The following is a 21825-nucleotide window of genomic DNA, read 5'->3' on the forward strand; positions in this document are numbered from 1 at the left end:
GCATGTTCCAATCCTCCAGAAAGCCGAAATCCGGCTTTGGCTCGGCTCTCTCCATTGCAGAGTTGGTTTACCATTCCGTGGTGCGCAACGTGCGCAAACAGCACAACAACGCCTTCATCGCCATCGCGATGAACATGCTGCAAACGGTGATGTTCGTGCTGGCCTTCTATGTGATGTTCTCGATCCTCGGGATGCGCGGGTCTGCCGTGCGCGGTGATTTTCTTGTCTATCTGATGTCTGGCATCTTTCTCTACCTCACCCATGTGAAGGCATTGGGCGCGGTCGCCGGGTCAGAGGGGCCGGCAAGCCCGATGATGCAGCACGCCCCGATGAATACAATCATCGCCATCGCTTCGGCGGCGGTCGGATCGCTTTATATTCAGGTGCTGTCGCTCTTTGTGATCTTGTTTATCTACCATGTGGCGGTGACCCCGATCTCCATCGATCAGCCCTTTGCCGCTTTCGGGATGATGCTCACCGCGTGGTTTACCGGCTGTGCGCTTGGGCTGGTGATGCTGGCGATCAAGCCGTGGTTTCCGTCCTTCGTGACGATTTTTTCGACCGTCTATCAACGTGCCAACATGATCGCCTCGGGCAAGATGTTCCTCGCCAACTCACTGCCCGGCTATATGCTGGCGATGTTTGATTGGAACCCGCTGTTTCATAGCATTGATCAGGCGCGCGGCTTTGCCTTCATCAATTACAACCCGCGCTACAGCAGTTGGGAATACCCGCTCTGGGTTGGTCTGGTGCTTTTGATGATCGGGCTGATGGGCGAATTCTATACCCGCCGCCATGCGTCGATCAGTTGGAATGCCCGGCGGTGAGACTGCTGGCGGTCCTTCTCTGCCTCTGGGCGCTGCCTGTTTGGGCGACGCAGGATGCATGGCCCGCCCTGCATGACGTCAGCGGTGTCGCGGCGCATGACGTGTTGAACATTCGCCAAGCCCCGAGCGCCAGCGCCCCGATCATCGGCAGTTTTGAGCCTGATGCGCAGAACATCGAAGTGATCCGCCCCGACGACCATCACGGCTGGGGCTTGATCAATACGGGCGAAGGGGGCGGCTGGGTCTCTCTGCGTTTCCTCACCCGGCAACCGGGCCAATGGGCCGGTGCGATGCCACCCCTGGCCCATTGCGGCGGGACGGAGCCGTTTTGGTCTGTTGAGGTGACCGGCGAGACGCTGAGTTATGATGCCATGGCGGACGGCCCGCGCGATCTCCGCATCACCCAGTCTGGCACGGCGCAGGGGCGGCGCGACAGCTTTCATCTGATTGCCGAGGGGGCCAGCGGTACCGCAATCGCGGCGCTTACGGCGCGTGCCTGTAGCGATGGCATGTCTGACCGCGCCTATGGGCTTGCGGTCGACCTTCTTTTGCAGGGAAATGATGGCTGGCAACATCAGACAGGGTGTTGTTCCCTCAGCCGCTGAAACGACGGACTTTTCAAAAAAGTCCGTCGCCGTTTTCTTCAAAAGAAAACGTCACTCCACCACCCGAAGCGTCAAATTGATCCGCCCCCCCTTGGGCAGCAGGGTCGAGGTGCCGGGCTTGATCCGGTCCACCCCGTGGTAGGTCAACCGCGCCTCACCGCCCATGACCACCACATCGCCCGACTGCAGCCAGATCGATTCCGTCTTGCCGCCTCGGGTCAGGTTGCCGATCCGAAACAACCCGTCATCTCCCAGAGAGACCGAAACGACAGGCCACTGAAAGTCCGCCTCATCCCGGTCCTGATGCAGCCCCATGCGCGCATCGGCATCGTAGTAATTGATCAAGCAGCATTCGGGACGACGCTCCAACCCCGTCAACTTGTCCCAGATCGCCAGAATCGGTGCGGGGATCTCGGGCCATGGCTGGCCATCGGGATGTTCGGTGACGTAACGATAGCCGCGCCGGTCCGAGAACCAGCCATAGCGCCCCGCCGCGCTCATCCGGACCGACATGCGCCCGCCGCGCGGCACTTCGGGGCGAAAGAACGGCGCCTCGCGCACCACACCGCGCACCGCGTCCAACACCTCCTGCTGGGCCGCTCTTCCCAGAAATTCTTTGTGGATATCGAAGCCCCGCAGGCGCAAAGCAGTCATTTTTCTTTCTTCCTCACTCGTTTGGCAAAAACATCACGGAATCGCGACCATCCTGACCAGCCAATGGTTGCAGGGTGCAAATACCCTCCCTATATACGCTCCGAACCGTCGAAGGCACGTGGTCTTCGATGTCAACAGATCGGGGCAGGATGCCGAAACGGGTCCGCGCCTCGTGTCATCGCCTTAGATTCAAAGAGGGATCGAACATGTCCAAAGTAATCGGTATTGACCTTGGCACCACCAACAGCTGCATCGCCATCATGGATGGCAGCCAGCCGCGCGTGATCGAAAACGCCGAAGGCGCGCGCACAACGCCGTCGATCGTCGCCTTCGCCGACGATGAGCGCCTTGTCGGCCAGCCGGCGAAACGCCAGGCGGTCACCAACCCAGAAAACACTGTCTTTGGCGTCAAGCGCCTGATCGGCCGCCGCAATGACGATGCGGATCTGGCCAAAGACAAAAAGAACATGCCGTTCAACGTCATTGATGGCGGCAACGGCGACGCATGGGTCGAAGCCCGTGGTGAGAAATACTCCCCAAGCCAAATCTCGGCCTTCATCCTTGGTAAGATGAAAGAAACCGCAGAAAGCTATCTGGGTGAGGAAGTCACGCAGGCCGTTATCACCGTGCCCGCATACTTTAACGACGCCCAGCGTCAGGCCACCAAAGACGCCGGCAAGATCGCCGGTCTCGAAGTGCTGCGGATCATCAACGAGCCGACAGCCGCCGCGCTGGCCTATGGCCTCGACAAAGAGAACACGCAAACCATCGCGGTCTATGACCTTGGCGGCGGTACATTCGACGTGACCATCCTTGAGATCGACGACGGCCTGTTCGAAGTGAAATCCACCAACGGCGACACCTTCCTCGGCGGTGAAGACTTTGACATGCGCATCGTCAACTACCTTGCGGATGAGTTCAAAAAGGCCAACGGCGTTGACCTGACCCAAGACAAGATGGCGCTGCAGCGTCTGAAAGAAGCTGCTGAGAAAGCGAAGATCGAGCTTTCCTCCTCCAGCCAGACCGAGATCAACCAGCCCTTCATCTCGATGGGCAAAGACGGCTCGCCGCTGCACATGGTCATGAAGCTGACCCGCGCCAAGCTGGAAAGCCTCGTTGGCGACCTGATCAAAGCGTCGATGAAGCCCTGCGCCGCAGCGCTGAAGGATGCGGGCCTGTCCGCGTCTGACATCGACGAAGTCGTGCTGGTCGGTGGTATGACCCGGATGCCGAAAGTCGCAGAAGAAGTGACCAAGTTCTTCGGTAAAGAGCCGCACAAGGGTGTGAACCCTGACGAGGTTGTGGCCCTTGGTGCCGCCATTCAGGCCGGTGTTCTGCAAGGCGACGTCAAAGACGTGGTTCTGCTCGACGTGACACCGCTGTCGCTGGGTATCGAAACGCTGGGTGGTGTCTTCACCCGTCTGATCGACCGCAACACCACGATCCCGACGAAAAAGTCTCAGGTCTTCTCGACCGCCGAAGACAACCAGAACGCTGTGACCATTCGGGTTTTCCAAGGTGAGCGTGAGATGGCAGCCGACAACAAAATGCTCGGTGCCTTCAACCTTGAGAACATCCCGCCTGCCCCACGCGGTATGCCACAGATCGAAGTGACCTTTGACATCGACGCCAACGGCATCGTGTCGGTGGGCGCGCTCGACAAAGGCACCGGCAAAGAGCAGAAAATCACGATCCAAGCCTCGGGTGGTCTGTCGGATGCGGATATCGACAAGATGGTCAAGGACGCGGAAGAGAACGCCGAGGCGGACAAATCCCGTCGCGAGCTGATCGAAGCGAAAAACCAAGCGGAATCGCTGATCCACTCGACCGAGAAGTCGCTGGAAGAGCATTCCGACAAGGTTGACCCGACCACCGTCGAAGCGATCGAACTGGCCATTGCCGCGCTGAAAGACGAACTGGAAACCGACAACGCCGACAAGATCAAGTCCGGCATCCAGAACGTCACCGAAGCGGCCATGAAACTGGGCGAGGCGATCTATAAGAACGCTCAGGAAGAAGGCAACGACGACACGGCGCAGCCTTCGGATGCTCAGCAATCGCAGGGTGGCGACGATGACATCCTCGACGCCGAGTTCGAAGATCTGGACGACGACAAGCGCGCGTAAGCGTGAAACGGAACCTGTGAAAGGGCCGGTCCGTCAGACGGGCCGGCCCATCACGTTCCAGCGCAGGAGCATGATAACCCATGGCAAAACGTGACTACTACGAGGTGCTTGGCGTTGCCAAAGGGGCCTCTGCCGACGAGATCAAGAAGGCCTACCGCAGCAAGGTCAAAGACCTTCACCCCGACCGCAACAAAGACAATCCAAACGCCGAAGCCCAGTTTAAAGAAGTGGGCGAAGCGTATGACGTGCTGAAAAGTGACGACAAGAAAGCGGCCTATGATCGCTACGGCCACGCCGCCTTTGAAGGTGGCATGGGCGGCGGGCGTCCCGGCGGCGGCATGGGCGGCGGTCAGGGCGATTTCTCTTCGGCCTTTTCCGACGTCTTTGACGATCTTTTCGGTGACTTCATGGGCCAACGCGGGGGTGGTGGCGGACGCCGCGCCGCACGCGGTGCCGACTTACGCTATAACCTGCGCATCTCGCTCGAAGATGCCTTCTCGGGCATGCAAAAGTCGATCACCGTTCCGGCCTCGGTCCAGTGCGATTCATGTGACGGCAGCGGTGCCGAGGGCGGCGCAGAACCTTCGACCTGTCCGACCTGTTCGGGCATGGGTAAGGTGCGCGCACAGCAGGGTTTCTTCACTGTTGAACGCACCTGTCCCACCTGTTCCGGCATGGGTCAGATCGTCAAGAATCCTTGCAAGAAATGCCGCGGCGCGGGCCGTGTTGAGAAAGAGCGCACGCTCTCGGTCAACATCCCCGCTGGTGTTGAAACCGGCACCCGTATCCGGTTGGCCGGTGAGGGCGAAGCGGGCATGCGCGGCGGACCGTCGGGCGACCTCTATATCTTTATCGAGGTGGCCGATCATGAGCTCTTTGAGCGTGACGGGCCGAACCTGTTCTGCCGTGTCCCCGTGTCGATGAGCACCGCCGCTTTGGGTGGCAATATCGAGGTGCCCACCATCGACGGGGGTCGTGGCCGCGTGCAGATACCCGCAGGCAGCCAGTCGGGTCGTCAGATGCGTCTGCGCGGCAAGGGCATGCCCCCGCTGCGGGGCGGTGGCGTCGGTGATATGATCATCGAACTGGCGGTTGAGACCCCGGTGAACCTGACCAACAGACAGAAGGAACTGCTGCGGGAGTTTGAGGGCGAAGCCCAGAACAACAACCCGGAAAGCAGCAATTTCTTCTCTTCCGTCAAATCCTTCTGGGATTCGATGAAGGGTTAAAATTTTGCCGGGTGAGGCGTATCGCGCGCCTCACCCGCAACCCTAGGTGCACAAGGTAAATAGGGCGTGAAAACCCTGTTAACCGAATCCTAACCACCTTCGCGCAAAACTCTGGTCATGACCCGTGCCCCGAGAACCTTGGCTGATCAGCCCCTTCCCTTCCTGATGGACGAGGCGCGCAGACCGCCGTCCAATACGGGCAAACAACCCTCTTATATCGCAGACCACCGCCAGCGCTTGCGCAGCCGTTTCATTGATGGCGGCGCCGCCGCCATCCCGGATTATGAGATGCTGGAGCTTGTCCTTTTCCGCGCCATCCCCCGCCGTGATGTCAAACCGCTGGCGCGTGAACTTCTGGACCGGTTCGGTGACTTTAACCGCGTCATCACAGCCCCAGCCACCCGCCTGCGCGATATCAAAGGTGTTGGCGAAGCGGTGATTGTCGAGCTCAAGATCGTTGAGGCTGCGGCCCAGCGGCTGGCCCGGGCGAAGGTGCTACAGCGGCATATCGTGTCCTCTTGGGACGCTCTGCTGGACTATTGCCACACCACCATGGCCCATCTGGAGATGGAGCAGTTTCGCGTGCTCTACCTAGACCGCAAGAACATCCTCATCGCGGATGAGGAACAGGCGAAAGGCACGGTCGATCATGTTCCCGTCTATCCGCGCGAGGTCGCCAAACGCGCGCTTGAATTGAACGCCAGCGCGATCATCCTTGTCCACAATCACCCCTCGGGCGACCCCAGCCCATCAAGATCGGACATCGACATGACGCGACAAGTTGCTGCTGCCTGTGATGCCCTGGGGCTGACGCTACATGACCACCTGATCATCGGCAAATCACGCGAGCTGAGCTTTCGGAGCGAAGGACACCTGTAAGGCCCGCCTTTAGCGCACCCAAACCTCGACCCGCCGGTTGGCCTGTCGGCCCCACTCGCTGTCATCGCAGGCAATCGGCATGGCCTCGCCAAAGGCATCCACCCGCAGATCAATGCGCGACAGGTTGGCAGTGACCGCGGCGGCGCTGACGGCACGTTGCACTGCCTCGGCCCGGCGCAGCGCGATCTCGCGGTTGGCACTCGCTACGCCCTCTCCATCGCTGAAGCCCACGAACATCAACCGCCGCGCGTCATATTGGCCCTGCTCCAGCGCCCGCGCCAATTGCTGAACGTTAGAGCGCGACTGCGCGTCAAGCCGGATCGAGCCTGCCTCGAACCGGAAAGAGGTCGTCAGCCGCGCCATCGGGACCAGCGTCGCCGTCATGCGCTGCAATTCTTCCAGCGGGGTTTCGATCCCCGCCGTGATAATGGCATTGGCAAAGCGGTTGCCCTGTTCCTCTACCGGGATTTCTTCGGGCGTTTGATCCACGAAACCAGCCCTACGGATCACGATCTGCGCCGAGGGGCCGCGGGTAAAGGCCAGAAACTCGCGCGTGATCAGCGGCAGCCGACGCGCCGGGAAATAGAGGAACATCGGCGCGGTCAGCGGGTAGTCTTCGGTCTTGATCGTGCGCCGCGCGGCATCCAGCGCAAAGCCGCAGTTGCCGCCAAGGGTCAGCACCTCGGTCCCGCCCTGTTCGGCATAGCTGGTGATCCCAAGAGCAAAGACATCCCGCGCGACCGCCTCTGCCAGCGCGTCGGGCATGGTGTGGCGCGTGACATCGGCGCTCAGTTCCAGTCCGGCGGGCGTTAATACCTGATCCACAATGGCTTGGCTCAAGCCGCTGTCGGCGGTGGGCAAGTGCAGTTCAATGGGCGCGTCCGGCCCGCCAAGGCGCTGCCAATTCTTGATCTCACCGGAAAACACCCGGGCCAAGGTCAACGGCGAAATCTGTTTCACCGGATTGGACGGGGCCACCACAGGCACCACCGCATCAAGCGCCAGCACCCGGCTGCGATTGACGCCGGTCAGATCGCCCAACCCCAACTCGCGGGCATTTATCCGCTCCTCGCGGCGCACTTCGCGCAGGGCCATCACCACATCGGCCTCATCCGCCAGAAGATCGGCAAAGCCTTCGTTGGTGTTGGTCGCCCGGAAATCGAATCGCGCGGCCAGTTTGCCATCATCTTCACGCGAAAGCAGCAGCGCGAAACGCCCGCCCTCCCCGTCTTCGCGGTTGACCGTATAGCCCTGCCGCGCCGCGAAGGCTTCGATCAGCGCGGGCATCAGCACCGCCCCCATGGTTGCCGAGCCCGAGAACCGCACCTCGGCCACGAAATCCTCAAGGTTGGGGCAACCCGGCCCGGCGCAGGACACGCCGCTGCTGTCGACGGTCAGCTCGCCGTAGTCGGTCTCGACCCGATAGAATTCGCCGTCGAAACCCAGCAAGATGCCGCTGAGTTCAACGCTGCCATCGCGCGAGGTCAGCGCGATATCCTGCGCCGCGCCCGTAACCGCCGTAAAAAGCAAAAGTGCGGCGCTGATCGCCGCACGTTTCAACCCGTTCATCAAGACCTACCCGGTTGCGTTAGTTCTGCGCGACTTTCAGGTCTTGGAGCAAATTATTCAACACCAGAAAGTTGCCAACCGCATCACACTCCGGCACGGCGAGGGTCAAGTTCTGAGTTTTCACCGGATCGTCGCCACGCAATTCCAGCGCCTGTGCTTCGATCTCAAGCCCGCAGTTGGCCTCGCTCACCTCGGCCTCGACACTGAGCGCAACATCGCCCTCCTGCGCCGCTTTGGCGACCGGGAAGCTATAGACTTCAGCCATCAGCGGCTCAGCGGTATCGGTGTCGCCATTGCGGGTCATGAAGCCGCCTTCGCCCAGCACGGCAGCGGTCATATCGCGCGGGGCGCCGGACCAGACATGGCCCGCATCGCCGTAATCCGCGCCGAACTCACGGGCGTGAAGCTCAAACCCCGCGGTGCCTTTCCATTGCAGCACGACGCGGTTGAAATCAGACAATTCGGGCACGGTGGTCTGCGCCACAGCGCCGTCACCGTTGCCAAAGGCAAGGATGAACACAGCCTCTTCCGCGAGGGCCGGGACGGAGACGGACAACCGCCCTTTGTCATCGGTGACTTCGGTAAAGATCATGCCGTTGTGGTGCACGGTCAGCCGTTCATTCGGCAGACAGGCCGCATCCAAGCTGAGTTTCACCATAGCGGCGGCCACGGCGTCTGCAGTGGCGATGATATCGCAGGTCGCGGGGATCGCGGTGCTGTGGCTCTCAGGTGCGGGCGGCAGGCTTTGAGGGGCTGCGGCTTTGACCACCCGGTCATCTAGCGTCGGCAATGCGATGGGACTGTCCAGCGCGGCAGAGGTCAGGGTGATGCCCTCAACTTCGAGCAGCGCGCCATTGTCGGCCACCAGACGCTGCGCCTCAGCCGCGCCATAACGCTGCTGCGCCGTGTCAGAGCTTTGCATGACATAGCCGATGCCCACGGCACAGGTGAGAGTGCCGACAGCCGTCAGAATTTCTTTAGTGCGCCACATGACAAGTCTCCTTCAACGGATTCGTTGGAGACTTTATGAGCGGGGATCAGGGCCGGGGTATGGCCCTGAAACGCCAAGTTATGGGCGAAAAGATGTCGCGGCTCAGGTGATCTGGCCGTGGCAGTGCTTGAACTTCTTGCCAGAACCGCAGGGGCAGAGATCGTTCCGGCCCGGGTTGCCCCATGTGGACGGATCGTTTTCGTCAAAGCCCGGTGCGGCGGCCTCGGCCTGCTCAGATGCCTCATCTGCGGCCTCGGTGGCAGCGGCCTGCATGGCGGCCTGACGGGTGGCCATTTCCTGCATCATCTCACGACGCTGCTCTTCGCTCATCGGTTGGATTTGCCCCAGTTTCTGGGTCACGTCCTGCCGCAGACTGTCGAGCATCGTCTCGAACAGTTGGAAGGCTTCGTTTTTATACTCGTTCAGCGGATCGCGCTGCGCGTAGCTGCGAAAGCCCACGACCGAACGCAGATGCTCCAGCGTCAGCAGGTGGTCGCGCCATTTGGTGTCGATGGCCTGCAACAACAGCTGTTTTTCGATGTTGCGCATGTTCTCTTCGCCGAAAGCCTCGGCCTTTTTGGCCATCAGCTCATCCGTGGCCTGCATCAGACGTTCGCGGATCACCTCGTCATCCACGCCGTCTTCTTCGCACCATGCGATGATCGGCACATCGACGTTCAACTGTTCGATCACCGCGGCATAGAAACCTTGGGTGTCCCACTGATCGGCGTAGGTTTTGGGCGGCATATAGGTGTCGATCAGATCGTCGATTACCTGCTCGCGCATGTCGGTGACGATCTCATTGAGGTTGTCCGCCTCCATGATCTCGCGGCGCTGGCCAAAGATCACTTTGCGCTGCTCGTTCATCACGTCGTCGAACTTCAAAAGCTGCTTACGGATGTCAAAGTTGCGGCCCTCGACCTTCGCCTGCGCGCGCTCCAGCGATTTGTTCACCCAAGGGTGCACGATGGCTTCGCCTTCTTTCAGGCCCAGCGTGGTCAGAACCTTCTCCAACCGTTCCGAGCCAAAGATGCGCATCAAGTCATCTTCGAGCGATAGGAAGAAAGAGGTGCGGCCCGGATCGCCCTGACGGCCCGAACGGCCCCGCAACTGGTTGTCGATGCGGCGGCTCTCGTGACGCTCAGACGCCAGCACGTAAAGGCCACCGGCCTCCAGCACCTTCTGCTTTTCCTCGGCGTGCTGCGCTTCGATCTGGGCGCGGATGTTGGCCGGATCGGCCTCCGGATCGGCATCCAGCGCGTCGAGCACTTTCAGCTCGACGTTGCCGCCCAGCTGAATGTCGGTGCCGCGGCCCGCCATGTTGGTGGCGATGGTCACGGCGCCCAGCTTGCCAGCTTCGGCGATGATCTGCGCTTCTTGCTCGTGCTGGCGGGCGTTGAGCACGTTATGCTCGATCCCGTCGGCGGTCAGCATGGCGCTAAGCTGTTCGGACTTTTCGATCGAGGTGGTGCCGACAAGGCAAGGCTGACCCTTGGCGTGGGCTTCCTTCACCTTTTCAATCATCGCCTCGTATTTCTCACGCGCGGTGCGGTAGACGGCATCGTCTTCGTCGACACGGGCAATCGGCACGTTGGTCGGCACTTCGACAACGCCAAGGCCGTAGATCTCGGCGAATTCCTCGGCTTCGGTCAGGGCCGTACCGGTCATGCCGCCCAGTTTGTTGTAAAGACGGAAGTAGTTCTGGAAGGTAACGCTTGCGAGGGTCACGTTCTCAGGCTGGATATCAACGCCCTCTTTGGCCTCAATCGCTTGGTGCAGCCCATCCGACAAGCGGCGGCCCGGCATCATGCGGCCCGTAAATTCGTCGATCAGCGTCACCGCGCCATCGCGGACGATGTAATCTTTGTCGCGCTGGAACAGCTTGTGCGCGCGCAGACCTTGGTTGACGTGGTGCACGATGGTCGTGCTTTCGGGATCATAAAGGGTCATCCCCTCTTCGATCAGATCACGGGCGCGCAACTGCTCTTCGAGGAACTCGTTGCCCTCGTCGGTGAAGGTCACGTTGCGGGTTTTCTCGTCCAGCTCGTAATGCTCATCGGTCAGCGAGGGGATCAGCGCGTCGATGATCTGGTACATCTCCGAGCGGTCCTGCGAGGGGCCAGAGATAATCAGCGGCGTCCGCGCTTCGTCGATCAAGATACTGTCGACCTCGTCCACGATGGCAAAGTTATGCCCGCGCTGCAGCATGTCCGAGAGGTTCGACTTCATGTTGTCGCGCAGATAGTCAAAGCCCAACTCGTTGTTGGTGGCATAGGTGACGTCACAGGCATAGGCCGCGCGCTTTTGATCTTCGGGCATGCCGGAATAGGCGACCCCGGTGGTCAGACCCAAAGCGCCAAAGACTTTGCCCATCCATTCGGCGTCACGTTTGGCGAGGTATTCGTTCACCGTCACCACATGCACGCCTTTATGCGTGAGCCCGTTGAGGTAGGCCGCGAAGGTCGCGGTCAGGGTCTTGCCCTCACCGGTCTTCTGCTCAGCGATATTACCCTGATGCAGGAAAATCCCGCCCAAAAGCTGGGTGTCGAAGGCGCGCAGGCCAAGGGTGCGGCGCGCCGCCTCGCGGCAGTTGGCAAAGGCTTCGGGCAGCAGATCGTCAAGGTTTTCGCCCGCATTGGCCCGTTTGGCCAACTCTTCCGTGCGCAGCTTGATCTCGTCGTCGCTTAGCTTTTCGAATTCAGGCTCCAGCGCATTGATCCGTGCCACAAGCGGACGGGTCGCCTTGATCTTCCGGTCGTTTGGCGTGCCAAAGACCTTTTTGGCGATTGTTCCGATACCCAGCATGTAATCTCCCGCCGAAGTTATGATGTCTTGCGCCGATCTGGTTGCCGAGCGCCATGGCAGCCCATAGATAGTGGATGAGCCCGCGCCTCTCAGCGCCATAAGGCGATGTAAGGGGCGTGCCATACACTGTCAATGTAGCAGCCTTGCTACGAAGGAAGCGATTGGACCCAACCATGCAAAAACCCCTCACTTTTCTGTCGTCTTTGGCGCTTGCCGCCGCTGTGGCGCTGCCTGTAGCCGCCCAAGACGAACCGGGTGTCGACACGGTTGTTGCCACCGTCAACGACACTGAAATCACGCTCGGCCATATGCTCGTGGCGCGTGCCACCCTGCCCCAGCAGTATCAGCAACTGCCTGATGACGTGCTGTTCCAAGGGATCCTCGATCAGCTTGTGCAGCAGACAGCCCTAGCTGACAGCTTTACCGGCGAATTGCCGCCGCGCGTGACCCTGTCGATCGAGAATGAGACCCGCTCGCTCACCGCTGGTGAGGCGATCGAAGGCGTTATGGCCGAAGATGTCAGCGACGAAGAACTGCAAGCCGCCTATGACGCGCAGTACAAAGACGCCGAGCCTGAGCAGGAATTCAACGCCTCGCACATCCTTGTCGAAACCAAGGAAGAAGCCGACGCGATCAAGGCTGAACTCGACGGCGGTGCGGACTTTGCCGAAGTTGCCAAAGAGAAATCGACCGGCCCCTCCGGCCCCGGTGGCGGTTCCTTGGGGTGGTTCGGCCCCGGCATGATGGTCCCCGCCTTTGAAGAGGCCGTGGCTGGCATGGAAGCCGGCAGCGTGTCTGATCCGGTGGAAACCCAGTTCGGCTGGCATGTCATCAAGCTGAACGAGACCCGCACAGGCGAAGCGCCCGCGCTGGAAGATGTGCGCGAAGAGCTTGAGACCCAAGTGCGCCAGACCAAAGTGCAGGAAGCCATCGAAAGCCTGACCGAGGCCGCCGAGGTTGACCGCAGCGCCGCCGAAGGCATCGACCCAACTGTTCTTAAAAACATTGAATGGCTGAACTGACCCATGGGTAAATCACTGGCTGTCTCGCCGCTCGCCCCGGCCCGTTTTCCCGACCTTCCGGTTATTGACGGCGTGACATTCGCCACCATCGCTGCTGGCGTCCGCTATCAAGGGCGCACCGATGTGATGTTGGCGAAGCTGGCACCGGGCAGCGCTGTGGCGGGGGCGTTCACACGCTCTGCCACCCGCGCGGCCCCGGTGCTGGACTGCCAGGCAAAAATCGGCGGCGCCTCAGATGAGGGCGCCGCCATCGTTGTGAACTCCGGCAATGCCAACGCCTTTACCGGGCGGGGCGGCACCGACGCGGTCGAGGCGATCACCGCCGCCGCCGCTGAAGCCTGCGGCGTGCCGCAATCGCGGGTTTTCACGTCGTCCACCGGCGTCATCGGCGAACCCCTGCCCCACGAACGGATCACCGCCGTGCTGGGCGACCTTCACGCGAAACTCGACCCTGCGGGCATCGAAGACGCCGCGCGGGCCATCATGACAACGGATACTTTCCCCAAGGGCGCCAGCGCGACCGTAGAGATCGACGGCAAAACCGTCTCTATCGCGGGGATCGCCAAAGGCTCGGGCATGATCGCGCCCGATATGGCCACCATGCTGGTCTATATCTTTACCGATGCGGTTATCGCGACAGATGCGCTGCAACACCGCCTTTCGACCCATACCGAGACGACCTTCAACTGCATCACCGTCGACAGTGATACCTCAACCTCTGACGCGCTGATCATGGCCGCGACGGGGGCCTCCGGGGTCGAGGTCGCTGACAACGAAGCCTTCGACGCGGCGCTGCGTGACGTGATGATGGACCTTGCACATCAGGTCGTCAAAGACGGCGAAGGCGCGCAGAAATTCGTCGAAGTGGCCGTCACCGGTGCCTCTAACGATGACGAGGCCAAGGTCCACGCCATGGCCATCGCCAATTCGCCGCTGATCAAAACCGCCATTGCTGGTGAAGACCCCAACTGGGGCCGCGTCGTCATGGCCATCGGGAAATCAGGCGCTCCGGCAGACCGCGACCGCCTGTCGATCCGCTTTGGGGATATTGAAGTCGCCCGCGACGGCTGGCGCAGCCCCGACTATTCCGAAGAGGATGCCGCCGCCCATATGAAGGGCCAGAATGTCGTCATTGGCGTTGATCTGGGCCTCGGCGAAGGCCGGTGCACCGTCTGGACCTGTGACCTCACCCACGGCTACATCGACATCAACGCCGACTACCGGTCCTGACCCTATGAAAACAGTGCTCGTTTCCGCCGCGGCCTTGATCGATATCGATGGCCGCGTGCTTTTGGCACAGCGGCCCGAAGGCAAGCCAATGGCGGGCCTCTGGGAGTTTCCCGGCGGCAAGATCGAACCCGGTGAAACGCCAGAGGCGGCGTTGATCCGGGAGTTGCACGAAGAGTTGGGGATCGAGACATGGGCATCCTGTCTCGCGCCGCTGACCTTTGCCAGCCATAGCTACAGTGATTTTCATCTGCTGATGCCGCTTTTTGCCTGTCGCAAATGGGGCGGCACCCCGGTTTCGCGTGAAGGGCAGACCCTGAAATGGGTACGTCCCAATGAAATGCGCGGCTATCCGATGCCCGAAGCAGACGTGCCGCTCATATCAATATTGCGTGATTGGCTCTAGCCTAGAGTGGCAGAATTGCACTAGTGATCACCAATCACTCAGCATGTTGCGGATATTTTAACCCAAAGCGCACCATCCTGAGGCAGAGTTGTAACATCTGTATGAAAGGGTGCCGACATGTTGAGAACCATCGCAATCGGAAGTTCCATTTACGTTCAGGGCATTTTTGTAAAAATGTTGGCGGGCGGTCGCATGGCCGTTCAAGTCGACGGTAAGATTTTCGAAGGCAAACCAGTCTGAAAAATCTGCGTGGAACGCCTATTTAGGTGAACAAATAGGCGTTCCACCGCGTTTCCCCTGAGCATTTGGCAGGGGATTTTATGTCATCGAAGCGCGCTATTGTCATCCTGAACCGCGGTTCGGGCCGTCAAAACGGTGACCAAGCCGAAAGCACCATCCGAGCAGCCTTTGCGCGGCATGGGATTACGGCGGAATTTATTCACATCGACAAACGGAATGATCCGGCCAGTGCGGCCCGTCAGGCCCTGTCTATGGCCGAGGGCATCATCGCCGTGGCCGGGGGGGATGGCACGATCTCTGGCGTGTCCTCGGCCATGAAGGACCAGGACCGCCCGCTGGGCATCATCCCGCAGGGCACCTTCAACTATTTCGCGCGGTCGATGGGCATCCCAGAAGACCTGCAAGAGGCGGTTGATGTCATCGCTGGCGGCGAAAGCCGCGCGGTGCATGTGGCGACGATCAACGGCGAGACCTTCTTGAACAATGCCAGCATCGGCGCCTACCCGGCGATTCTTAAGACCCGGGAGGGCATCTATCGTCGCTGGGGCCGCAGTCGGATCGCCGCCTATTGGTCGGTGATCAAAGCCTTGATAGATTTCCGTACGTCTCTCAAGCTGACCATTGTGGTCGACGGCAAAGAGACCGACCTCCGAACCCCGCTTGTATTTGCCGTCAACAACGCCTTTCAATTGGATCAAATGGGTCTGGCCGGGCAAGACTGTATCGCGCGCGGCGATATGGTGCTGCTGGTCGCCCCCGATACCTACCGCTTTGGCCTGCTGCGCCATGCGGTGGCGTTGGCCACGGGCATGGCGAAACATCATACCGATTATGAAATGCTCTGCGGGTCCGAGATCGAAATACGCATGAAACAGCGCAAACGATATGTCGCGCGGGACGGGGAGATTGCGGTAATGAAGGGCCCTTATAGGCTCACCCGTGCAACCTCTCCCATCCATATTTTCGTCCCCCGCGCCTCTGGAAAGGACGTGCGATGAGCCGCTTGATTCACCTATCCGACCTGCACTTCGGCAAGGACCGGCCCGACCTTCTTATGCCCTTGTTGGAGGCCGTGAACGGCTATGACCCCGATCTGGTGATCATCTCGGGCGATCTGACCCAACGGGCGAGGGAAAAGGAATACCGTGCGGCGCGGGCCTTTATCGACCGGATCAATGCGCCGGTCTTGAGCGTGCCGGGCAACCACGATATCCCCCTGCACCGCCCCTTTACCCGGTTCTTGGCCCCTTGGCGTTACTACCGGCGCTGGATCCATCACGATCTGACCCCGGTGCACGAAGGCGCGGATTTCGTCGCTGTGGGGATCAACACCGTCGACCGTTTTAAATGGCAGACCGGCAAACTGGGCCTGCGCCGTTTGGGGCGGGCCTGCCGTGCCCTGTCGCGCGGCGGGAAGAACACGTTGCGCATCGCGGTGTGTCACCACCCGCTGGATCACCCCAATGAAACCCACAAGCGGCCCATTCCGGGCGCGCAGCGGGCCTTGAAGCGGCTTCTGGACTGTGGCGCGGACCTAATCCTGTCAGGCCATCTGCACATCTGGCACGCGGGCACCTTTGCCCATCCGGCACCGGAGCATGACGGCCATCTGGCGATCCAGTTGCACGCAGGCACCAGCCTGTCGTCGCGACAGCGGGGGGAGCCGAATGATTTCAATTTGATCGATATCTCGCCCCTACACGTCAACCTTGCGCGGATCAGCTTTGACGACGGCAAAAAGGCCTTCACAAAAGCAGAGGCCCGGCAATTTGACCGGGCCTCTGGGGAATTCGTTCTGTAAGCGCGTGGCTTAGGCCAATGTGCGGGTCACTTCTTCGCGCTCGAAAATCTCGATCACATCGCCGGGCCGGATGTCTTCGTAGTTTTCGAATGCCATGCCGCATTCCTGACCGGACTGAACCTCGGGCACTTCGTCTTTGAAGCGCTTGAGCGTTTTCAGCGTGCCTTCGTGGATCACGACGTTGTCGCGCAGCAGACGCACACCGGCGCTGCGGCGGGCGACGCCTTCGGTGACCAGACAGCCAGCAACTTTGCCCACCCCAGTGACCTTGAAGACTTCTTTGATGTTGGCGTAGCCAATGAAGTTCTCTTTGATCTCGGCGCTCAGCAGGCCGCTCGCAGCCGCTTTTACGTCATCCACAAGGTCATAGATGACCGAGTAGTAGCGGATTTCGACGCCCTTCTGGTTCGCAGTGTTCCGCGCCGAAGCATTGGCACGCACGTTGAAGCCCATGATCGGGGCGCCGGAAGCTTCGGCCAGACCGACATCCGTCTCCGTGATTGCGCCCACACCGGAGTGCAGAACCCGAACGCGGACTTCGTCGTTGCCGATTTTCTCCATCGCCTGAACGATCGCTTCGGCAGACCCCTGCACGTCGGCTTTGACCAAGATCGGCAGCTCGCTGACGTCTTCGTTCGCCTTGGCGTTAGCCATCAGCTGCTCCAGCGTGGTGGCAGCCCCGGCAGCGGCACGTTTGTCCTTGGCGGCGTTGGCGCGATACTCGGCGATTTCGCGGGCCTGCGCTTCGGTTTCGGTCACGTTCAATACGTCACCGGCCTCTGGCGTGCCGTTGATGCCAAGCACCTCAACCGGCACCGATGGCCCGGCTTCTTTGACGCGTTCGCCTTGGTCGTTGATCAGCGCACGGACCTTACCGTATTGCTCACCCACAACAAAAATGTCGCCCTGACGCAATGTGCCGTTCTGAACCAGCACGGTCGCCACGGGGCCGCGGCCCACGTCAAGCTGCGCTTCGATCACTGCGCCCACAGCGGCCCGGTTCGGGTTCGCCTTGAGTTCGAGGATTTCAGACTGCAGCGCAATGGCTTCGAGCAGTTCGTCCAGACCTTGGCCCGTTGCGGCCGAGACTTCGACATCCTGCACATCACCGGACATCTTCTCGACGATGACTTCGTGCTGTAGCAAGTCGGTACGGACCTTGTCGGGATTTGCGGCAGGTTTGTCGATCTTGTTGATCGCCACGATCATCGGCACTTTGGCCGCTTTCGCGTGGGCAATCGCCTCGATCGTTTGCGGCATCACGGCGTCATCCGCCGCGACCACCAGAACCACGATATCCGTTACCTGAGCCCCGCGCGAACGCATGGAGGTAAAGGCCGCGTGGCCGGGCGTGTCGAGGAAGGACAGAACCGCGCCATTGTCGGTCGTGACCTGATAGGCACCGATGTGCTGGGTGATGCCGCCGGCTTCGCCAGCAACCACTTTCGCATTCCGGATCGCATCAAGCAGCGATGTTTTACCGTGGTCGACGTGACCCATGATCGTGATGACCGGGGGACGACCCTGCAGATCCTTCGGATCGTCTACAGCCTCTTTGATGACGTCTTCGACATCGGCATCGGAAACGCGCACCACTTTGTGGCCGAATTCTTCGATGATCAGCTCGGCTGTATCGGCGTCGATGGTTTCGTTCTGAGTTACCATCAGGCCGTTTTGCATCAGCGCCTTGACCACCGCGCCGGTCTTTTCGGCCATGCGGTTGGCCAATTCAGAGACCACGATGGCGGGCGGCAGTTGCACGTCACGCACGATCTTTTCACGCTCGACCTGACCACCCATCGCTTTTTGACGGGCACGTTCCTGCTTGCGCTTCATCTGCGCCATGGAACGCTGACGGCCGCCTTCGCCACCGGCCAGCGCCTGATTGACGGTCAGCTTGCCCGCGCGGCGGCTGTCGCCACCTTTGCTGCGCTTCTTGCTGTCGTCGCGGTCACGGTCCGTGGTTTTGCGCGGCGTGGCGGCGGGCGCGGGCTTGCTGCCCGGCTCGCGTGCAGCGGCAGGTTCCGGTGCTGGCGCTGCGGCAGCGGCTTCGGCCTCTGCCTTGCGGCGGGCGTCTTCCTCGGCCTTGGCTTTGAGGCTTTCTTCGCGCTCGCGCTCTTCGCGTTCCTTAGCTTCGATCTCGGCCCGGCGGCGCTCACGCTCTTCGGCGCGGGCCTTTTCCTCGGCCTCGCGCGCAGCGGCTTCCTCAACCTCACGGGCTTTGGCGGCCTGAACGGCCTTCAGACGGCGCTCCATCTCGGCATCGGTGATGCCTGCGGGGCGCTTCTTGGGATCGCCAATCGGCCCGGCGCCCGGCCCGGTTGGTTTCTGGCCACCCGGCTTGGGCACCACAACACGCTTGCGCTTGGTTTCGACCACAACGTTTTTGGTACGCCCGTGGCTAAAGCTTTGCTTTACATTCCCCGGACGTGCGCCACCGCGCAGACCCAATGTTTTCTTGCCGTCACTATCGCTCATGAAGCTCGTCTATCCTTTCGGATGGCCGTTGCCACCCTCGTTTACGCGCACGCCTTTAAGTCGTCCGGCTTCCTCTACAACACGTTGCGTGAGTCCACCAGAGGCGAGCGCCCCATGTATCACAGTTTGGCGACCGAATGCCAAACCCAATTCATCGGCTGTCAACCAACCGATGTAATGGCCATAGTGTGGGGTGCTCAGCTTGGACTTACCGCGCCCTGACCCGTCTACGGCCTGTATCAATACTTCGGCCTCTTCGGTTTGCAACCAACCCTTGACCTTTTCGTAGCCGGCGACCGCCTTGCCTGCCTTGCGCTGGAGCGAGATCAAGTCCACCACCCGGCGCGCCAATTGCTGTTCGACTTCGTCGATCAACCCCTCTGGCAGCGTGACCGGCTGTTTCGCCGACCGAGCAAAGGCCTTTTTCTTTACCGCGAGTTCCAGCGCGGCACGGTCCGCCGAGACATAGATGCCCCGGCCCGGCAGTTTACCCAAAATATCTGGGTAAACCTGATTGTCCGGGCCGATCACAAAACGGATCAACCCGTGTTTTGGCTGCACGTCGCCCGTGGCGATGCACTTGCGTTCCGCACCGTCTGAACGGTCATTCGAGGCGCCACCGCGTCCCATGTGCAACCCCCGAGGCCCGCTTAGGCCTCGGCCTCCTCGGCGGTTTCGCCGTCTGTTTCTACGTCGTCCTCGTCCGCATCGGCTTCAAGCTCGGTCGGATCGACCCAGCCCAGCATGACACGGGCGGTCATGATCATAGCTTGGGCGTCTTCAAGGCTGACCTCAAAGGGCTCAAGCGCACCATCGTCCTTAACACGCTCGCCGTTGACCGTGGTCCAACCGCCAGCCAGTTCCCAATCGGCACAGGTGGCGAAATCCTCCAAGGTCTTTACGTCGTCTTTTGCCAGCGCTTCTAACATTTGGGGGGTCAGACCCTCAAATTCAACCAGGCTGTCTTCGACACCGAGCGCACGGGCGTTATCAAGCGCCGCTTTGTTCTGCGCTTCGAGCACGTCGCGGGCACGGGCCTGCAACTCGCCTGCGGTGTCTTCGTCCACACCGTCGATGACCAGCAGTTCGTCGACTTCGACGTAGGCCACTTCTTCGAGGTTGGTGAAACCTTCGGAAACCAGCAACTGGGCAAAGAATTCGTCCAGATCGAGGTTGTCCATGAACAGCTTGGTGCGCAGTTCAAACTCGGCCTGACGGCGCTGGCTTTCCTGCTCTTCGGTCATGATGTCGATGTCGAGACCGGTGAGCTGCGACGCCAGACGCACGTTCTGACCACGACGGCCAATCGCGAGCGACAGCTGCTCTTCGGGCACGACGACTTCGATCTTGCCAGCTTCTTCGTCCAGAACCACTTTCGACACTTCAGCAGGCTGCAGCGCGTTCACAAGGAAGGTTGGCTGGTCTTCATTCCACGGAATGATGTCGATCTTCTCGCCCTGAAGCTCGTTCACGACGGCCTGCACGCGGCTACCGCGCATACCAACGCAGGCACCGACAGGGTCGATGGAGCCGTCATGCGAAATCACGGCGATCTTGGCGCGCGAACCGGGGTCACGGGCGACAGCTTTGATCTCGATGATGCCGTCATAGATTTCCGGCACTTCCATCTTGAACAGTTCGGCCATGAACTCAGGCGCGGTGCGGCTCAGGAAAATCTGTGGGCCACGCTGCTCGCGGCGCACGTCTTTGATGTAGACGCGGATACGGTCATTCGGGCGATAGCTTTCGCGGCCGATCTTTTCATTCCGGCGCAAGATCGCTTCGCCAGCGCCCACATCGACGATGACGTTGCCATACTCTTCGCGCTTGACCAGACCGTTGATGATTGTACCGGCGCGGTCTTTGAATTCTTCGAACTGGCGGTCACGCTCAGCTTCGCGGACCTTCTGCAAAATCACCTGCTTGGCCGACTGCGCCGCGATGCGGCCCATCTCAACCGGGGGGACTTCTTCGACGTAAGTGTCACCGACCTTGGGGTCAGCCATATACTGCTTGGCTTGATCGACAGTGAATTCGGCTTGATAGTTCTCAAGCTCTTCGTCCTCGACCACGGTGCGAACGCGGGTGAAGGTCGCCTTGCCGGTCTTGCGGTCGATATCGACCCGGATGTCCATCTCGGCGCCGTAGCGGGACTTGGCGGCACGGGCGAGGGATTCTTCCATCGCTTCGACGACCAGACCGGGGTCGATCATCTTTTCGCGCGCAACTGCCTCGGCGGTTTGCAACAGCTCAAGCTGGTTTGCAGATGTAATGGCCATTAGGTGTCTCCCTCAGCAGACTCTTCAGTCTCGATATCATCAAATTCGTTTTCGTCGATCGCGCCGGACGCTTTGCGCTGGCGGAGCATTTCTTTGATCAGGTCGTCGGTCAGCACCAGCTTGGCATCGCTGAGCCAGTCGAACTGCAAGCCGATGGTGCCTTCTTCGACGTTGATCAGCACTTCGCCACCCTCAACGCCAGCCAGCTCACCCTTAAAGCGGCGGCGGCCATCGATCAGTTCGGTGGTTTCGATCTTGGCCTCATAGCCCTCAAAGGCATCGAAATCCTTGAGCCGCGTCAGCGGGCGGTCGATGCCGGGGCTAGAAACCTCAAGCGAATATTCGTCCAAAATTGGGTCTTCGACATCCAAGACCGCGCCGATGGCCTGCGAAATCTTGGCGCATTCGTCCACTTCGATCCCGCCATCAGGCCGGTCGGCCATGACTTGCAGGATGGTGGATTTGCCCGACATCAGGCGGACGCGCACCAGTTCAAAGCCCATGTCCTCGATCACTGGGGTGATGATCTCGGCCAGACGGCGGTCAATGGCAGCTTTGGCAATCAGGTCATTCGACATGAGACATCCAATTTAATCTGGCAGTTTCGTTCAGGCATAAAAAAACGGGCGCGCGGCCCGTGTTCAAGATCGGTGGTGCCTTCGGTTTGGACCCGAAAGCGCCGCTGTT

The 21825-nt window shown here is 60.5% G+C and carries 18 protein-coding genes; 10 read left to right on the plus strand and 8 right to left on the minus strand.

All coding sequences use genetic code 11. The annotated features are described in order from the left end of the window. Positions 1–2 precede the first annotated feature (2 nt). The gene (locus K3758_RS00085; protein ID WP_120349760.1) at positions 3–827 is read left to right on the plus strand and encodes an ABC transporter permease; all 825 of its coding nucleotides are present in this window, start codon (positions 3–5) and stop codon (positions 825–827) included. Then, positions 824–1432: a COG3650 family protein gene (locus K3758_RS00090; RefSeq protein ID WP_259946705.1), complete on the plus strand. Its 609-nt coding sequence runs from the start codon at positions 824–826 to the stop codon at positions 1430–1432. Before K3758_RS00085 ends, K3758_RS00090 begins: the two co-directional genes overlap by 4 nt. A gap of 51 nt (positions 1433–1483) precedes the next feature. Here the strand turns inward: K3758_RS00090 and K3758_RS00095 are convergent, their stop codons facing one another. Beyond that, positions 1484–2086: an alpha-ketoglutarate-dependent dioxygenase AlkB gene (locus K3758_RS00095; RefSeq protein ID WP_120349762.1), complete on the minus strand. Its 603-nt coding sequence runs from the start codon at positions 2084–2086 to the stop codon at positions 1484–1486. Between the two features lie 206 nt (positions 2087–2292). Here K3758_RS00095 and dnaK point away from each other — a divergent pair, with 206 nt between their 5' ends. The 3 genes from dnaK (at position 2293) to radC (ending at position 6320) form a co-directional block, all read left to right on the plus strand. Further along, positions 2293–4212, plus strand: a complete 1920-nt coding sequence (gene dnaK / locus K3758_RS00100) for a molecular chaperone DnaK (protein WP_259946708.1) — start codon at positions 2293–2295, stop codon at positions 4210–4212. Positions 4213–4292: 80 nt separating this feature from the next. Beyond that, on the plus strand, positions 4293–5441 hold the full coding sequence (gene dnaJ, locus K3758_RS00105; protein ID WP_067627846.1) for a molecular chaperone DnaJ: 1149 nt from the start codon (positions 4293–4295) through the stop codon (positions 5439–5441). Between the two features lie 117 nt (positions 5442–5558). Then, the gene (radC, locus tag K3758_RS00110) at positions 5559–6320 is read left to right on the plus strand and encodes a RadC family protein (protein WP_409202611.1); all 762 of its coding nucleotides are present in this window, start codon (positions 5559–5561) and stop codon (positions 6318–6320) included. 9 nt (positions 6321–6329) lie between these two features. On the opposite strand, the gene K3758_RS00115 is transcribed toward radC, so the two are convergent. The 3 genes from K3758_RS00115 to secA form a co-directional block, all read right to left on the minus strand. Beyond that, on the minus strand, positions 6330–7889 hold the full coding sequence (locus tag K3758_RS00115; protein WP_259946712.1) for a phosphate ABC transporter substrate-binding/OmpA family protein: 1560 nt from the start codon (positions 7887–7889) through the stop codon (positions 6330–6332). 19 nt (positions 7890–7908) lie between these two features. Next, positions 7909–8880 (minus strand): hypothetical protein, encoded by a 972-nt coding sequence (locus K3758_RS00120; protein WP_120349765.1) that lies wholly within the window; start codon positions 8878–8880, stop codon positions 7909–7911. 102 nt (positions 8881–8982) lie between these two features. Beyond that, a complete protein-coding gene (secA, locus tag K3758_RS00125) occupies positions 8983–11685 on the minus strand; it encodes a preprotein translocase subunit SecA (protein ID WP_259946714.1) in 2703 nt (900 codons plus the stop codon). A gap of 173 nt (positions 11686–11858) precedes the next feature. On the opposite strand from secA, the gene K3758_RS00130 reads away from it, so the two are divergent. From K3758_RS00130 to K3758_RS00150, 5 genes are all read left to right on the plus strand, one after another. Next, on the plus strand, positions 11859–12707 hold the full coding sequence (locus tag K3758_RS00130; RefSeq protein WP_259946716.1) for a peptidylprolyl isomerase: 849 nt from the start codon (positions 11859–11861) through the stop codon (positions 12705–12707). A 3-nt stretch (positions 12708–12710) separates the two neighbouring features. Beyond that, positions 12711–13937 (plus strand): bifunctional glutamate N-acetyltransferase/amino-acid acetyltransferase ArgJ, encoded by a 1227-nt coding sequence (gene argJ, locus K3758_RS00135; protein ID WP_120349768.1) that lies wholly within the window; start codon positions 12711–12713, stop codon positions 13935–13937. A 4-nt stretch (positions 13938–13941) separates the two neighbouring features. Further along, positions 13942–14340 (plus strand): (deoxy)nucleoside triphosphate pyrophosphohydrolase, encoded by a 399-nt coding sequence (locus tag K3758_RS00140; protein WP_067627863.1) that lies wholly within the window; start codon positions 13942–13944, stop codon positions 14338–14340. Positions 14341–14660: 320 nt separating this feature from the next. Then, on the plus strand, positions 14661–15578 hold the full coding sequence (locus K3758_RS00145) for a diacylglycerol kinase family protein (protein ID WP_259946719.1): 918 nt from the start codon (positions 14661–14663) through the stop codon (positions 15576–15578). Beyond that, complete coding sequence (locus K3758_RS00150; protein WP_067627869.1) at positions 15575–16381, plus strand: metallophosphoesterase; 807 nt, start codon at positions 15575–15577, stop codon at positions 16379–16381. Before K3758_RS00145 ends, K3758_RS00150 begins: the two co-directional genes overlap by 4 nt. 9 nt (positions 16382–16390) lie before the next feature. On the opposite strand, the gene infB is transcribed toward K3758_RS00150, so the two are convergent. From infB to rimP, 4 genes are read right to left on the minus strand one after another with little or no spacing between them, the layout of a single operon-like run. Then, positions 16391–18859: a translation initiation factor IF-2 gene (gene infB / locus K3758_RS00155; RefSeq protein WP_259946721.1), complete on the minus strand. Its 2469-nt coding sequence runs from the start codon at positions 18857–18859 to the stop codon at positions 16391–16393. 9 nt (positions 18860–18868) lie between these two features. Then, positions 18869–19489, minus strand: a complete 621-nt coding sequence (locus K3758_RS00160) for an RNA-binding protein (protein ID WP_259946722.1) — start codon at positions 19487–19489, stop codon at positions 18869–18871. A gap of 20 nt (positions 19490–19509) precedes the next feature. Beyond that, entirely contained in the window at positions 19510–21138 is a 1629-nt protein-coding gene (nusA, locus tag K3758_RS00165; protein ID WP_120349772.1) for a transcription termination factor NusA, read from the minus strand. After that, the gene (gene rimP / locus K3758_RS00170) at positions 21138–21716 is read right to left on the minus strand and encodes a ribosome maturation factor RimP (RefSeq protein WP_243266158.1); all 579 of its coding nucleotides are present in this window, start codon (positions 21714–21716) and stop codon (positions 21138–21140) included. The genes nusA and rimP overlap by 1 nt, the downstream gene beginning before the upstream one ends. Positions 21717–21825 lie beyond the last annotated feature (109 nt).

Origin of the sequence: Sulfitobacter sp. W002 (assembly GCF_025142135.1) — a bacterium.
GTDB lineage: Bacteria > Pseudomonadota > Alphaproteobacteria > Rhodobacterales > Rhodobacteraceae > Sulfitobacter > Sulfitobacter profundi.

Coding starts and splice junctions, on each gene's coding strand:
- dnaJ (WP_067627846.1), top strand. CDS start 4,293: ATGGCAAAACGTGACTACTACGAGGTGCTTGGCGTTGCCAAAGGGGCC.
- K3758_RS00130 (WP_259946716.1), top strand. CDS start 11,859: ATGCAAAAACCCCTCACTTTTCTGTCGTCTTTGGCGCTTGCCGCCGCT.
- K3758_RS00095 (WP_120349762.1), bottom strand. CDS start 2,086: ATGACTGCTTTGCGCCTGCGGGGCTTCGATATCCACAAAGAATTTCTG.
- K3758_RS00160 (WP_259946722.1), bottom strand. CDS start 19,489: ATGGGACGCGGTGGCGCCTCGAATGACCGTTCAGACGGTGCGGAACGC.
- nusA (WP_120349772.1), bottom strand. CDS start 21,138: ATGGCCATTACATCTGCAAACCAGCTTGAGCTGTTGCAAACCGCCGAG.
- dnaK (WP_259946708.1), top strand. CDS start 2,293: ATGTCCAAAGTAATCGGTATTGACCTTGGCACCACCAACAGCTGCATC.
- K3758_RS00115 (WP_259946712.1), bottom strand. CDS start 7,889: ATGAACGGGTTGAAACGTGCGGCGATCAGCGCCGCACTTTTGCTTTTT.
- argJ (WP_120349768.1), top strand. CDS start 12,711: ATGGGTAAATCACTGGCTGTCTCGCCGCTCGCCCCGGCCCGTTTTCCC.
- infB (WP_259946721.1), bottom strand. CDS start 18,859: ATGAGCGATAGTGACGGCAAGAAAACATTGGGTCTGCGCGGTGGCGCA.
- rimP (WP_243266158.1), bottom strand. CDS start 21,716: ATGTCGAATGACCTGATTGCCAAAGCTGCCATTGACCGCCGTCTGGCC.
- K3758_RS00145 (WP_259946719.1), top strand. CDS start 14,661: ATGTCATCGAAGCGCGCTATTGTCATCCTGAACCGCGGTTCGGGCCGT.
- radC (WP_409202611.1), top strand. CDS start 5,559: ATGACCCGTGCCCCGAGAACCTTGGCTGATCAGCCCCTTCCCTTCCTG.
- secA (WP_259946714.1), bottom strand. CDS start 11,685: ATGCTGGGTATCGGAACAATCGCCAAAAAGGTCTTTGGCACGCCAAAC.
- K3758_RS00120 (WP_120349765.1), bottom strand. CDS start 8,880: ATGTGGCGCACTAAAGAAATTCTGACGGCTGTCGGCACTCTCACCTGT.
- K3758_RS00150 (WP_067627869.1), top strand. CDS start 15,575: ATGAGCCGCTTGATTCACCTATCCGACCTGCACTTCGGCAAGGACCGG.
- K3758_RS00140 (WP_067627863.1), top strand. CDS start 13,942: ATGAAAACAGTGCTCGTTTCCGCCGCGGCCTTGATCGATATCGATGGC.
- K3758_RS00085 (WP_120349760.1), top strand. CDS start 3: ATGTTCCAATCCTCCAGAAAGCCGAAATCCGGCTTTGGCTCGGCTCTC.